13 protein-coding genes and 2 tRNA genes are annotated in these 13742 nt (G+C 41.3%); 14 read left to right on the top strand and 1 reads right to left on the bottom strand.

Annotation, left to right across the window (positions count from 1 at the left end):
* The first annotated feature begins 16 nt into the window (after positions 1-16).
* From lgt to lepA, 8 genes are all read left to right on the top strand, one after another.
* Positions 17-940, top strand: coding sequence for a prolipoprotein diacylglyceryl transferase (lgt, locus tag HMPREF2086_RS08970; protein ID WP_023928482.1), 924 nt, complete (start codon positions 17-19; stop codon positions 938-940).
* A 198-nt stretch (positions 941-1138) separates the two neighbouring features.
* A complete protein-coding gene (locus HMPREF2086_RS08965) occupies positions 1139-3364 on the top strand; it encodes a polyribonucleotide nucleotidyltransferase (protein ID WP_023928481.1) in 2226 nt (741 codons plus the stop codon).
* A gap of 85 nt (positions 3365-3449) precedes the next feature.
* Positions 3450-3815 carry a F0F1 ATP synthase subunit C gene (locus HMPREF2086_RS08960; protein WP_023928480.1) on the top strand — a complete coding sequence of 122 codons (366 nt, stop codon included), beginning with the start codon at positions 3450-3452 and terminating at the stop codon, positions 3813-3815.
* Positions 3816-3942: 127 nt separating this feature from the next.
* A tRNA-Leu gene (locus HMPREF2086_RS08955) sits at positions 3943-4027 on the top strand.
* 65 nt (positions 4028-4092) lie between these two features.
* A tRNA-Leu gene (locus HMPREF2086_RS08950) sits at positions 4093-4179 on the top strand.
* 76 nt (positions 4180-4255) lie between these two features.
* A complete protein-coding gene (locus tag HMPREF2086_RS08945; RefSeq protein ID WP_023928479.1) occupies positions 4256-5323 on the top strand; it encodes a methionine ABC transporter ATP-binding protein in 1068 nt (355 codons plus the stop codon).
* A gap of 637 nt (positions 5324-5960) precedes the next feature.
* The gene (locus HMPREF2086_RS08940) at positions 5961-6560 is read left to right on the top strand and encodes a methionine ABC transporter permease (protein WP_084330407.1); all 600 of its coding nucleotides are present in this window, start codon (positions 5961-5963) and stop codon (positions 6558-6560) included.
* Positions 6561-6568: 8 nt separating this feature from the next.
* Positions 6569-8362, top strand: coding sequence for a translation elongation factor 4 (gene lepA / locus HMPREF2086_RS08935; protein ID WP_023928477.1), 1794 nt, complete (start codon positions 6569-6571; stop codon positions 8360-8362).
* A 212-nt stretch (positions 8363-8574) separates the two neighbouring features.
* Here lepA and HMPREF2086_RS08930 read toward each other — a convergent pair whose 3' ends face one another.
* Complete coding sequence (locus HMPREF2086_RS08930) at positions 8575-9186, bottom strand: NAD(P)H-dependent oxidoreductase (RefSeq protein ID WP_023928475.1); 612 nt, start codon at positions 9184-9186, stop codon at positions 8575-8577.
* 251 nt (positions 9187-9437) lie between these two features.
* Here HMPREF2086_RS08930 and HMPREF2086_RS08925 point away from each other — a divergent pair, with 251 nt between their 5' ends.
* From HMPREF2086_RS08925 to HMPREF2086_RS08900, 6 genes are all read left to right on the top strand, one after another.
* Entirely contained in the window at positions 9438-10118 is a 681-nt protein-coding gene (locus HMPREF2086_RS08925; RefSeq protein ID WP_023928474.1) for a lysophospholipid acyltransferase family protein, read from the top strand.
* 93 nt (positions 10119-10211) lie between these two features.
* Positions 10212-11195, top strand: a complete 984-nt coding sequence (locus HMPREF2086_RS08920) for a hypothetical protein (protein ID WP_023928472.1) — start codon at positions 10212-10214, stop codon at positions 11193-11195.
* A gap of 33 nt (positions 11196-11228) precedes the next feature.
* Complete coding sequence (locus HMPREF2086_RS08915) at positions 11229-11765, top strand: hypothetical protein (protein WP_023928471.1); 537 nt, start codon at positions 11229-11231, stop codon at positions 11763-11765.
* A 20-nt stretch (positions 11766-11785) separates the two neighbouring features.
* Positions 11786-12421 carry a hypothetical protein gene (locus tag HMPREF2086_RS08910; RefSeq protein ID WP_023928470.1) on the top strand — a complete coding sequence of 212 codons (636 nt, stop codon included), beginning with the start codon at positions 11786-11788 and terminating at the stop codon, positions 12419-12421.
* A gap of 74 nt (positions 12422-12495) precedes the next feature.
* Complete coding sequence (locus HMPREF2086_RS08905) at positions 12496-13215, top strand: hypothetical protein (protein WP_023928469.1); 720 nt, start codon at positions 12496-12498, stop codon at positions 13213-13215.
* A 17-nt stretch (positions 13216-13232) separates the two neighbouring features.
* Positions 13233-13715: an META domain-containing protein gene (locus tag HMPREF2086_RS08900; protein ID WP_023928468.1), complete on the top strand. Its 483-nt coding sequence runs from the start codon at positions 13233-13235 to the stop codon at positions 13713-13715.
* Positions 13716-13742: the final 27 nt, after the last annotated feature.

The following is a 13742-nucleotide window of genomic DNA, read 5'->3' as shown; positions in this document are numbered from 1 at the left end:
CATTTAAGGAGTATTTTTGGAATCGCATTTAAGTTTTTGGAATAGCATCTATTCGCAGTTTGACCCTGTGGCTTTTTCGCTTTTTGGGCTAAAGGTGCATTGGTATGGTATCGCTTATGCGTGTGCGCTTATTTTGGCGTTTTTTATTGCCAAATTTTTTATTCGCCATTTTCCGCAGAGATTTTCCATAGCACAAACTATGATTGATAGCTACTTTTTGTGGGCAGAAGCGGGTGTGATTTTGGGTGCTAGGCTTGGCTATGTGCTTATTTATGACCCAAATAGATTTTATTATTTGGCAAACCCTTTAGAGATTTTTAGCCCCTTTGATAGCTATGGCAATTTTGTAGGCATTAGCGGTATGAGCTTCCACGGTGGTGCGGTGGGATTTCTTTTTATGTCGTGGCTTTTTTGTAGATTTAAAAAACAAAGTTTTTTGCAGCTAATGGACTTACTAGCGATAAGTGTCCCGCTTGCATATATTTTTGGCAGAGTTGGCAATTTCTTAAACCAAGAGCTATATGGCAGAATCGTGCCAGATAATGATAGCTTCGGGCAAGTAGTGGGAATCCTAGTAAATGGCGAGCTGCGCTACCCAAGCCAGCTTTTGGAGAGCTTTTTAGAGGGATTTGTGCTTTTTATCGTGGTGGCGATTTGTGCTAGATTTTTGCACAAAAATGGCGCACTTATCGCGGTGTATGGCATAGGCTATGGTGTGGCGAGATTTGTAGCGGAGTATTGGAGGGAGCCAGACTCGCAAATGGGGCTTTATTTTGTCATTGATGGTGTGTTTGGTGGGCTTAGTATGGGGCAGATTTTATCTAGCCTTATGATACTTGCGGGCTGTGGGATTTTGGGCTATGTATATCTGCTTGATAACTCCCAAAAATCATCAAAATCCTCAAAAATCGCCAAACGCGCACAAAATCACAAGACATAATTTGACAAAAACTTAATATTTCTTTAATATTTCTAAAGATACCGCTTTTGTAAGCAAATAATATGAAATTTTCAAAACTTAAGCAAATTTTGTGAATGATTTTTGTGCAATCATAAAATATACTTAAGTTTATGCGTGCTACAATAGCACGGCTTAAATGATAAAATCTTAATTCTAGCGAAGCCAAAAAGGAGCAAAATGCACGCCAAAAGTCCACAAGTAGTAGAAATCGCACTATCAAATTTAGATGAACGATACAAACTCAACTATGTCGCCAAGCAAGCCTGCGGAAGCGTGTGGTATGAGTCCAAAAAAACAGTTATGCTAGCTACCGTAGCGGTGGATTATGAGGCTAGGCAAGAGGATTTTTTGCCCCTCACAGTGCAGTATATACACAAGTCTTACGCCATAGGTAAAATCCCGGGTGGGTTTATGAAGCGTGAGGGCAAGCCAAGTGAGTTTGAGATTTTAACCTCTAGGCTTATTGACCGCACACTTCGACCGCTTTTTCCCAAAGGCTATTATTATCCCACACAAATTACGATTTTCGCGCTAAGCTATGAGGGGGAGAGTGATTTGCAGGTATGTGCTTTGCACGCTGCGGCAAATGCTTTGCTCGTATCTGGATTAGAGTTTGTCCCTGCTGTAAGTGGCGTGCGCGTAGGCAGGATAGAAAATAAATTTGTGATAAACCCCACAAACACCCAAATGCAAGAATCCACGCTTGATTTGTTTGTATCAGGCAGTGGGCAAGATATACTGATGATAGAAATGAAAGGCAAAAAACAAGCTAGTGATTCTACCAAAAACCCTTACATTGATGAGGATTCTCTATGCCAAGCTATCACACTAGCACAAGGCGCAATCACAAAAGACTGCACCCAATATGAAAAACTCATAAAACCACACAAATCACCTACCCTAAACCTCCCACTAAAGCCTATCATATCAAATGAACCTCTATATAACCTCATCGCCAAAGACTACGCAAAGCCCGTGCTAGAAGCGATAAAGGCGATGAGCAAATCCGAGCGAAGTAGCGATATAGAATCTATCGCTAAACAAATCTTAGAGTCCAAAATATCACAAGATTCTAGCGAGCAAGAAATAAAAGAACTCCAATCCTCCATAAAAGAAATGCTAAATCTCTACAAAAAAAATGAAGTGCGAAAAATGATACTAGAATCTAGCCTAAGAGCTGATGGCAGGGGACTAAAGCAAGTGCGAAATATCAGCATTGAGACAAATATTTTGCCTTGTGTGCACGCTAGTGCGCTATTTACTCGTGGGGAGACTCAAGCACTTGTTACTTGCACGCTAGGAAGCGAAAATGATGCGCAAATCCTTGATGACTTTAGCGGAGTAAATGCAACAAATCAAACCACAAGCCCCGCTACAAACGCTCCTGTGAAAGAAAAATTTAGCTTTCATTATAATTTCCCTAGCTTCAGCGTGGGCGAAGCAAGTATGATAGGTGGCGTAGGCAGGCGAGAGCTAGGACACGGAAATCTTGCCAAAAAAGCCCTAGAATCTAGCCTCCCCACAAGCCACACAAATCGCCAAACTATCCGTCTAGTCTCTGAAATCCTAGAATCAAATGGAAGCTCATCTATGGCAAGTGTATGTGGTGGCTCTCTTGCACTTCGTGCGTGCGGGATAGAAAACGAGCTAGTAGCAGGTGTGGCTATGGGACTTGTGTGTGAGAACTCTAGCAATGAGGTGACAAAAGAATCCAAAAAAAGCTCTAGCAAAGATTCCAAATGCCAAAAATACGCGATTTTGACAGACATAATGGGACTAGAAGACCACGATGGAGATATGGATTTCAAAGTAGCAGGGAGTGCCAAAGGCATAAGTGCTATGCAAATGGATATAAAGCTAGGTGGGCTAGATTTTGGGATTTTAAAAGAAGCGTTGTATCAGGCAAAAGAAGCTAGGGAGCATATTTTAGGCATTATGGAGGAGGCTTGCAAAAATATCAAAATCCAAGATGAGATTTTGCCAAAAAGTGAAGTCTTTGCCGTGCCAAGTGCCAAAATCGCAGACATCATCGGGCAAGGTGGCAAAACCATAAAAGATATAACCGAGCGGTTTGGCGTGAGTATTGATATTTTTAGAGACAAAGGCGAAATCCAAATAAACGCCCTAGATTCTAGTGCTATCCACAATGCACGCGCCTTTATCCTCGCCCTCATCGCCCCTCAAGAGACTTATCAAAATGGCGAAGTGTTTGATGGTGTGATAAAAAGTGTGGCGGATTTTGGGCTGTTTATCGAGCTACCAAGAGGTGGAGATGGCTTGATACACATCAGCAAACTTCCACGCGAAAATGCGCCACTAAAAGAGCGATACACTCAAGGGCAGATTCTCAAATGCGTGGTTGTAGAAACTTTTCGAGGTAAAATCGGGCTAGCTTTAGCGTAATTTTAACTTTGTTTTGGCATAATTACTCCGCACATTCTAAAGCACGAGTAGGGGATAAATCCGAAAGGCTAGAAAGGAGAAAAGAATGAAAGCACTTGGAATTTTGTTTTTTGGACTTGTAGGTTTTGCGTTCGCTGGCGAGAGTGTGTTTAGCGGTAGTGATTTATCACTACTTATGGCACTATCAGTCGCAGGCGGTGTTGTAGGACTTGGTATCGCTGCACTTGGTGGTGCTATCGGTATGGGAAATGCTGCTGCTGCTACTATATCAGGCACTGCGCGAAATCCCGGCATCGGTGGTAAGCTACTAGGAACGATGTTTATCGCTCTAGCACTTATTGAAGCGCAAGTTATCTACACGCTTGTTTTTGCGATTATCGCTATTTATGGTAACCCATTCTTACCAGAATCAGGCGCAATCGTAAATGCCTTTAAAGCATTGCTAAGCTAGTGCTTTTTGCCCACCTTTTTTGGATTCTTATTTAGATTATCTAAATTTAGATTTCCTAAAAAGGTGGGTTTTTTATTTTTATAGTTTTTTGCTTTAGTTTTATTTTTGGGATTTTGATTTTTGATACGCGCTGGTGGTGGAATTGGTAGACACGCCATCTTGAGGGGGTGGTGGGGCAACTCGTGCGAGTTCAAGTCTCGCTCAGCGCACCATTTTGACTTGTGTCGTAAAAAATGTGGATTTTATGTTCTTTTTTGACTGTGTTATTGTGCTAAATGCCGAAGTGGTGAAACTGGTAGACGCGCTAGACTCAAAATCTAGTAGGGGCAACCCTGTGTCGGTTCAAGTCCGACCTTCGGCACCATAAAAATAGCAATATACAAACTTCTTTTATACCTCTTAAACTCCTTATATTTTAGATTGGCTTTAAGGATTGCTAAATGACTTCTATTGATTCTGCGGATTCTATGATTTCTCTACGCAAAATTTCAAAAACCTATCCAAACGGATTTTGCGCGATTAAGCCACTTGATTTGGAAGTGGCAAAGGGTGATATTATGGGAATCATAGGATATTCGGGTGCTGGCAAATCAACCCTTATCCGCCTAATAAATCGCTTAGAGAACCCAAGTAGTGGCGAGGTTTTCATAAATGGTGAAAATATCCTCACACTCTCTCAAGCCAAGCTACAAAAAAAACGCCAAAAAATCGGTATGATTTTTCAGCATTTCAATCTTTTGTCCTCTCGCTCCGTGTATGGCAATGTCGCATTTGCACTTGAAATCGCTAAGTGGGATAAGAAAAAAATAGATTCTAGGGTAAAAGAGCTACTAGAGATTGTCGGGCTTAGCGATAAGGCGGATTTTTATCCAAGTCAGCTTAGCGGTGGGCAAAAGCAGCGAGTGGCGATAGCTCGCGCCCTTAGCAACCACCCTGATATTTTGCTTTGTGATGAAGCCACGAGTGCACTTGATACCAAGACAACAAAATCTATCTTAGAATTGCTAAAGCGCATTCAAGCGGATTTGGGGCTTACTATCGTGCTTATCACACACCAAATCGAAGTCGTGCGACAAATCTGTAATAAAGCCTGCGTGATGAGTGCGGGGGAGATTATTGAGCGTGGAAGCGTGGAGGAGATTTTTAGCGCACCTAGAAATGAAGTTACGCGCGAACTACTCTCATATATGCCTACTCATCTTTTTGATGCGCAGTTTTTTAGCGGAAGCCTTAGCAATGGAGCAAACTCGCTTATCAAAAATCCAAGCAATGTCTATAAAATCTCCTTTGTGGGCGAGCATATAAATGAGCCTTTGATTTCAGAAATAGTCCAAAAATTTGGCGTAGAAATCAACATTTTAGCAGGCAATATCGAGCCACTTAGCACGACTAAAGTCGGACATTTGCTTGTAGAATTTAGTCAAGATAAGCAAAACGAGCTAGCCATAGACTACCTAAGGCAAAAGGGGTTAATTATACAAAATCTAGAAATCCTACAAACAAGCTAAAACTCGCTCAAATCCACCCCGCTCAATCAACCAAAAAAAGCACAGCAAAAACAAAAGGAAAAAGATACGAATGAAAAAAAAGCCTAAAAAACAAATTTTAGATTTTGCAAACCTTGCATTGATAGATTTTCTAGCAAATGCTTCTGCTAGTTTGGTGTTTAAAAAATCGCTTGCTTTTGTGCGCTTTTTGTTTATTGCGTTTGGGATTTTGGTGCTTTTTAGCCTAAGTGTTGCGCCATTTTTGCGCGATATAAGCACACTTAGCAATATCTGCTATGAGAAGCGATTAGCCACGCTAGAATCTGCCAAAGAGCAAAACTTAGCTAAAGATTCTTTGCAAAATCCCACCAAAGATTCTCCACAAAGGACGCAAGAATCGCCAAAGCATTTTTTGCGCGAAGTTGCTATATCGCTTGATTCTAGTGCACAAAAAATCGATTCTACTTTTGGGGATTATCTAGGCTTAGTTAGTCCATTTATCGCTACATATTTTGGTGGGTTTTTTATAGATTCTAGTGAGGCAGATTATCTAGAATCTGCTCTAGATGATTCTAGCCAAAATCTACAAAACCTAATCACGCAAAAACTCATCTACAACTACACGCAGATTTCACAGCCCACTTATGACACGCTTTATATGGTTAGCATTTCCACCCTCATTGCTGTGATTTTTGGGCTACCTTTGGGGGTGCTACTTTGCCTAACAAAAAGGGGGCGGATTTTTTCCTGCCAAAGTCTAAATGCTATCATCGGCTCGGTTGTAAATATTATCCGCTCTTTTCCTTTTATCATTTTGATTATCTTGCTTTTGCCACTATCTCGCCTTATTGTAGGGACTAGCATTGGCGCAAGTGCAGCGATTATCCCACTATCCATAGCGGCGATTCCTTTCATCGCTAGGCTATTTGAGGGGGGACTAGATGAAGTAGATAAAGGACTTATAGAGGCTAGCCTAAGTCTTGGTGCGTCAAAACTTGGCGTGATAAAAATGATGATAGCTGAAGCACTGCCTAGCATTTGCAATGCCGTAGTCATCACTATCATCGGGCTTATTGGCTACTCGGCTATGGGCGGTGCTGTTGGAGCTGGCGGACTTGGCGATACAGCGATACGACTAGGATTTCAAGGCTATCAGCCTGATATTTTGTTTAGCACTGTGATTGTCATCATTATCCTTGTGCAATGTGTGCAGGGCATAGGGGATTCTCTAGTAGCTCGTTTGCGAAAGTATCGCTAAGGCGTATTATGCAAAATCTTATCCGCAATTTTTCTATCATCGCACATATCGACCACGGCAAAAGCACGCTAGCAGATAGAATCCTCCAAGTTTGTGGCGCAGTAAGTGAGAGGGAAATGCACTCTCAAATGATGGATACAATGGATATAGAGCAAGAGCGCGGTATCACCATAAAAGCCCAAAGTGTTCGCTTAAATTACGCACACAAAGGCAAAACTTACACGCTCAATCTCATTGACACGCCCGGGCATGTGGATTTTAGCTATGAGGTTTCGCGCTCGCTTAGCTCGTGTGAGGGGGCTTTGCTCGTGGTTGATGCCACGCAGGGCGTAGAGGCGCAAACTATCGCAAATGTCTATGTCGCGCTTGATAACAACCTAGAGATTTTGCCCGTGATAAATAAAATCGACTTGCCCGCCGCAGACGCGCTAAAGGTAAGCATAGAGATTGAGGAGAGCATAGGGCTAGATTGTGCTAATGCCTTGCAAGTGAGTGCCAAAAGTGGCTTAGGCGTGCAAAATCTCATAGAAACCATAATAGAGAAAATCCCCCCGCCAAATGGAGATGAGGGCGCACCCACAAAGGCGTTAATCTATGATTCGTGGTTTGATAACTATCTTGGTGCGCTAGCCCTTGTGCGGCTAAAAGATGGCAATATCGCGCAAGGAAGCGAGGTGCTGATAATGAGCACGGGCAAAAAATACGAAGTGCTAAGCCTATACTACCCCCACCCTGTGCAAAAAATCCCAACAAAGCAAATCTCTTGTGGGGAAATCGGTATCGTGTGCTTGGGGCTAAAGTCGCTAGAAGATTTGCGCGTGGGTGATACTATCACGGATGCAAAAACGCCCACAAAAGAGCCAATAGAGGGCTTTATGCCTGCTAAGCCCTTTGTCTTTGCGGGGCTTTACCCCATAGAAACGGATAAATTTGAGGAATTGCGAGACGCGCTAAACAAACTCGCGCTTAATGACTCCGCACTAAGCTATGAGCCTGAAACCTCTGTGGCGTTGGGATTTGGATTTCGCGTGGGGTTTTTGGGACTGCTACATATGGAGGTGGTAAAGGAGCGATTGGAGCGGGAATTTGGCTTAAGCCTCATAGCTACTGCGCCAACGGTGGTGTATGAGGTGCATTGCACAGACGGAAATGTGCTTAATGTCCAAAATCCAAGCGAACTACCCGAAGTGCAAAAAATCGCGCTTATCAAAGAGCCCTATGTGCGGGCAAATATCATCACGCCTAGCGAGTTTGTCGGCAATATCATCACGCTACTTTCAAACCGCCGTGGCGTGCAAGAAAAAATGGACTACATAACCCAAAACCGCGTGCTACTCCAATACGCCCTGCCAAGCAATGAAATCGTAATGGACTTTTATGACAAGCTAAAATCTTGCACGAAAGGCTATGCGAGCTTTGATTATGAGCCCATAGAATCTAGAGAGGGGGATTTGGTGCGCTTAGACATTCGTGTGGCAAATGAGATAGTCGATGCGCTCTCAATCATCGTAGATAGGAGCAAAGCGCAAGAAAAGGGACGCGCACTTGTAGAAGCGATGAAAGGGCTAATCCCAAGACAGCTTTTTGAAGTGGCAATCCAAGCGAGCATAGGTAGCAAAATCATCGCACGAGAAACAGTAAAATCTATGGGCAAAAATGTAACGGCAAAGTGCTATGGAGGGGACATAACGCGCAAGCGAAAGCTCCTAGAAAAGCAAAAAGAGGGGAAAAAGCGAATGAAAGCTATCGGTAAGGTGGATTTGCCCCAAGAGGCATTCTTAGCGGTGCTTAAGATTGATTAGGCGGGGGTTTATAAGGTGGTTGGTGGTTAAAGGTGGTTAAAGGCTTCTTTACTTTACAAGTCCAAATAAGTCTAAAAAGTTTATAAAAAGTTTGCAAAATCAACCACACAAAATCAGTTTTTGATTTTGTGGGTTTTAAGCTATTTGGTAAAAAGCGCGAAAGTATGGAAAGATAAGATTTTTATCTTTCCATTAAAACTATTTTACGAAAGCTATTTTTTCCAAAACTCAATCACTTGGGATTTGTCTTGACGCTTTTTGCTGTGGTGTGGTTCGCTCGCTTTGTATCCAAGAGAGAGGACTACTGCTACGCCAAAGGGCTTTTTGATACCTAAAAACTCCTCGACTTTATCACGCTCAAATCCGCCAATCGCACAAGAATCAATGCCTCTAAAAATCGCGGCGTTCATCATTTGCATTAGCGGGAGGTAGCATTGGGTTTGGCTAAAGTGGAAAATCTCCTCATCGCTTAGCTTATCCGCCCAGCTTGTATAAACACCCAAAATCTGCTCAAAATGCGCATCATCAGTGGCAAATCGCCTTACCTGCGCCCTAGCAAACTCATCTTTGCTTTTTAAGTCCATTCGCCCTAAGATGACAATGTTGTAGCTTGCGGTGGCGACATTTTCTTGATTGTAGCAGCATTTTGCTAGCTGCGCGCTATACTCATTGCCCACCACGATGAATTTCCACGGCTCAAAGCCATAGCCACTAGGGGCAAGTCGCCCTGCCTCTAAGATGAAATCTAAATCCTTGCTTGAAATTGCTTTGTCGCTAAATTTTTTGCACGCGTGTCGTGCGTTTAGAGATTCTTCAAAAGTCATTTTTGCTCCTTTTTAACCTTTTGGGTCAGAATTTAAAAACGCAATGATAATGAAGTTTTGGTAAATTTTGCTCACACAAATAAATAAAAATTATTAAATAGTATTTTTATATCAAAATGTGCCAAACACAAGAAGTAACAAGGTGTGATAAAATCCCTAAAAACACACTTCAAAAATTTTGCAAAATACCCAAAAAGCGATAAAATACCACATACACAATCTTAAATCTCGCATAAGGAAAATCTCGCATTATGGATATAAAAAAACGGCTTATCGCTTATTTTGTCCCTCGCTTTGGGTTTTTTCTCACTTGGATTCTCTATGCGCTAAACAAAAATCGATTTTTTTTGCACGAAAATCTAGCAAATGATAATGTAGTCATCTGTTTTTGGCACGGAGAAATGCTGATGATGCCTTTTCTTTATCGCAAATTGCGCTCTAAGCCAAACACGCATAATGTCCATATCATCAGCTCAAGCCATTTTGATGGTGGGCTTATAGCTTCTATGTGTGAGCTCTTTGGTATGAAAACCATTCGTGGAAGCACGGATTCTGGTGGTAAGCGCGGTGGCGTGCTAGCCCTAATGCAATCCATAAAAGCCCTAAAAAGCGGTGCAGATATAGGCATAGCAATGGATGGACCACGCGGACCGTATCATCATATCGCTGATGGGCTGATAATGATGGCACAAAAAAGCGGAAAAAAAATCAATTTATGTCGTATCGTGCCTAGCCGATACTATGAGTTTAAAACTTGGGACAGATTTTGCTTGCCTCTTCCTTTTGGAGAGATATGCTATTATGGATTTGAGGGATTTAGGCTTGATTCTAGCCTAAGCATTGAAGAGGCAAGGCAAATCCTGCAAGACAAAGTCGCCAAAATTGATAAAATTTTGCAAGACAAGAGTCAATTTAGCCTAAATCTTTCTTAAGTCAAATCTTTAAAACCGTGCCAAAATAAATTTTGTGATAAGAGGCTTTAGCAAAATAGCAAAACACTAAAAAACCTCCAAAAAGGACACCAAATGGGATTGATACACTCACTTGTCTCGCCATTTTTTAGCAAAGTTTTTATATCTATAAATGTTGATGCGCTCTCTTGTGCTATCAAAGTCGTGCGCGTAAAAAAGGGGCGCACCATAGAATCTTTTGTGCGAGAGTTTAAAACGGGAGAAAACAAAATCCCAATGGACGCGGTAAAAATCGTGCGCAAATATCGCCGAAAATATCCTTTCACTTACATAAGCGTGCTACTTAAATCCCTCGCACAAGGTGTGGTAATCCAAAAAAATGGCAAGGATTTTTTCCTAGCGAATGTCCGCCCACAAGAATGCGAAATCATTACCGTTGGCACTTGTCGCGTGTTTGCCAAAAAAGCGTTGCTAAGGGATTATTTGCGAAAATATGACATTGTAAATGGTGTGGATTTTGTGTTTTCGCCATTTTTGCTTATCGCAGCAAATTCGCTAAGCTATCCCACACTTGGTAATAATCTATATGTGCTTTTGCAAAGGAGCAATATCGCTTTAATGGTTATCAATAGGCAGCAGATTTTGTTTTCTGGATTTTTTTTGGCACAGAGTGAGATAAGTGCGCTAAATCGCGAAGAACAGCAACGCCCGACCTTGCATTTGCGCAATTTTGAAGATTTCTCGCTTGATGATGACTTTGATAATTTTGAAAAAATGGAGAGCGAAACTTCTATGGAAAATCTCCAAACTGATATGTTTATCCCAAATCTTGAGGAGAAAAAAATCAACTATGATGATATGCCCCGCGCTATTGTCATAAGCAAAGTATTGCTTGATGGCATAAAAGAGTATTATCAAAATCCATTTTATAACGGCGAATTTATCGATAGAATCATATTTTTGGATGCGTGCAAGCTAAGTGATGAGGCTTATGACTTCATCACAAAAGAAGTGATGATAGAATCTGTGAAGCGCGATTTTGACTTGCCGACTTTGCTTGTGAATTTTGCCATAAGAGAACTTGGGCGAGAAGAATAAACCAAGCAAGGCAGAATTAAGGAGAAAAGAGCAATGAGGATTAGTTTTGTCCGTCCCAAGATAAAATATATCATCGCCAAAGTAACCAAGATTTGGTGGTTTTATTTTTTGGTTACTGCTTTTATCCTCGTAGCGTTTTATATGTTTCTAAAGCAAGAAATCATCAATTCCAATATCCGCACAGAGGAATACAGAGAAAATCAAAAAATCTTGCGGGCTCGCATAGGGCTCACTGATGAATACTTCGAGCGACTTGTATTTGAAGCTACTTTGGTGCATAATCGAGCAGATAAAAACAATATCCGCCGCGATAAGCTAGCAGACTTGCTTCATCTAATCCCTGATAAAATCACACTGCATTCTGTGGAGCTAGATGAAAACTCCCTGACTTTAAAAGGCGTAACCCCTTCTAAAGAGTTTTTTTATTTTGCTTTGCAAGACCCACTAAAAGCGAATTTTGGACGCTCAAATGTGAGCTTTTATGCGCTCTCAAATGGCTGGTATGAGTTTATATCTATTAGCACAAGTGTCCCATTGCCAAGCCAAAGCACCCAAGTAGCCGCCCCATAAACGCGACATAAAGGATAAAAATGCCACCCAAAAAATTCCCTCCCAAGCAATCAAAGCAAGAAATATCACAAAGCTTTAGCCCCGACCTTGTTATTAGGAATCTTATCTTTACGACATTGTATGTGATAGGGATTTTGTGGTTTTTTAGTAGCTATATTCTCCCTACAATGAAATCTTTTAAATCCCAATACATTATCGAGCGCAAAGAAAGGCTTATCTATGAGGAAATCGCTAGAGGATATAGCGCAGCAAAACAGCGACTTGATGACTTTGCAAACCTCAACACAAACGCTCTATCCAAACTCCAAAATGCCGACCCACAAGCAGAGACAAAAGCACTTGTTGCGAAATTTTTGACTATAAAAGAAATGCGCAGAGTAAGCCAAAGTGAGATTCCAAATGAGGGCACAAGAAGCATAACCTTTGCTTTTAAAACACAAACAAAAAGCGTGGATAACATTTGGAAGCTCATTGACAAGCTTGACTCTCTTAGCTCAAGTGCGGTGATAAACCTCCCCATACAGATAAAAAAAGTCAGTATGCAATCTCAAGTCTATGACATTCTTTTGCACATAGAAGTGAGACAAAATACATTTATACCAAATGATGAGACAAAAGCAATCCTCCAAGAGATAAAAGCCCAAAGTCGCTACTAAAGCCAAATAGTGCGTTTATCTCACATATTTGGCGCATACTTGACACACAAAGACAAAGCATAAGGACAAAGATTTTGAAAAAAAGATTTTACTCCGCTTTTTTTAAGTCCATTCATCAAGCACGAGAGAACAACTACAAGGCAAAAGACTTGCTTTTATTTGCCTGCTATGTAGTTATTTTGCTTATCGCGCTACCTAGCTCCATAGAGCATATTTCTAGCTCAAGTGTCGCAGAATCTAGCTCTGTGCTAAATTATATAATGATTGTTTTTGTGCCTTTGGTGCGGTTAGTGGTGGAATTTGGTGCAAATCTTTTGGGGATTTGCGCTCTATTTGTATGTGCGGTTTTGAGTGTGCGCTATAAGATTTTGCAAAACTATGCTCTGCTTTTTGTGCTGTATTTGGCGTGTGCTTATCCTAGCTTCTTGCTTTTGGGTGTTTGGAGTGATATGCCTGCCAATCTTTTAAGCATCGCAAATAGCGATTTTTTGGAATTGTTGCGACTTGTTTTTGTCAAAAAGGCATATTATATGGCGATTTTTATCTATGCTAAGCGCGTGTGCTATGTATTTTTGTTTTTCGCGCTTTTTGATATGGTGTTTTTCGCGCTAAAAAATCATAGCAAGCGTGGTTTTGTCCGCAACATATATCACTCCATACCCAAAATCGTTTGGTGGAATCTACTTTTTTCACTCACCCTTTGTGTGGCTACGATTTTGGCATATTTGCTTTGTGTGGGCGAGCTAGTGTGGCACTCTTGGCTAGGTAGTGTGGCTTTTATATTTGGATTTTAGACTTATAAGGAGATGATATGTGCCTAGCGATATTAAAAATCCCTTGCAAAATCGCTCTATGCGCTTTAGGTGCATTAGTGCTATGCGTGATAAATGCAGAGGCTTATCAAAGCATACTAGGGATAAATGCCTACTCACTCATATCGCAAAAAAAATGGGAAATAGACTCTATGCGAGTAGGAGAGTATGAAATCATTATTCCAAACGACATAGAAAACGCATATCTAGTTTTCAACGGAAGTAGCGTATCAGGCATAGCGGGGTGCAATAATTTTTTTGCTAGCTTTCAAATAGCAGGTGGTGGCAAAATGATAGTAGTAGAGGGAGGAGGGGTTACAAAAAAAGCGTGTGATTCTATGCAGGCAGAGCGGATTGAGGCGATTTTTATCAAAAACTTTATCGGTAAATTTATGGTGCAAGGAAATGATGAATATATCGAGCTTTTGGGAGAATCTGGATTTTCTATCCGCCTATTTCCCTCAATCACACTTGAGCCTTAATCTAGTTTGCATCGCTAGCGTGTGCCT

It is taken from the genome of Helicobacter macacae MIT 99-5501 (genome assembly GCF_000507845.1).
Lineage (GTDB): Bacteria > Campylobacterota > Campylobacteria > Campylobacterales > Helicobacteraceae > Helicobacter_B > Helicobacter_B macacae.
This window is presented reverse-complemented; position numbering and strand designations above follow the sequence as displayed.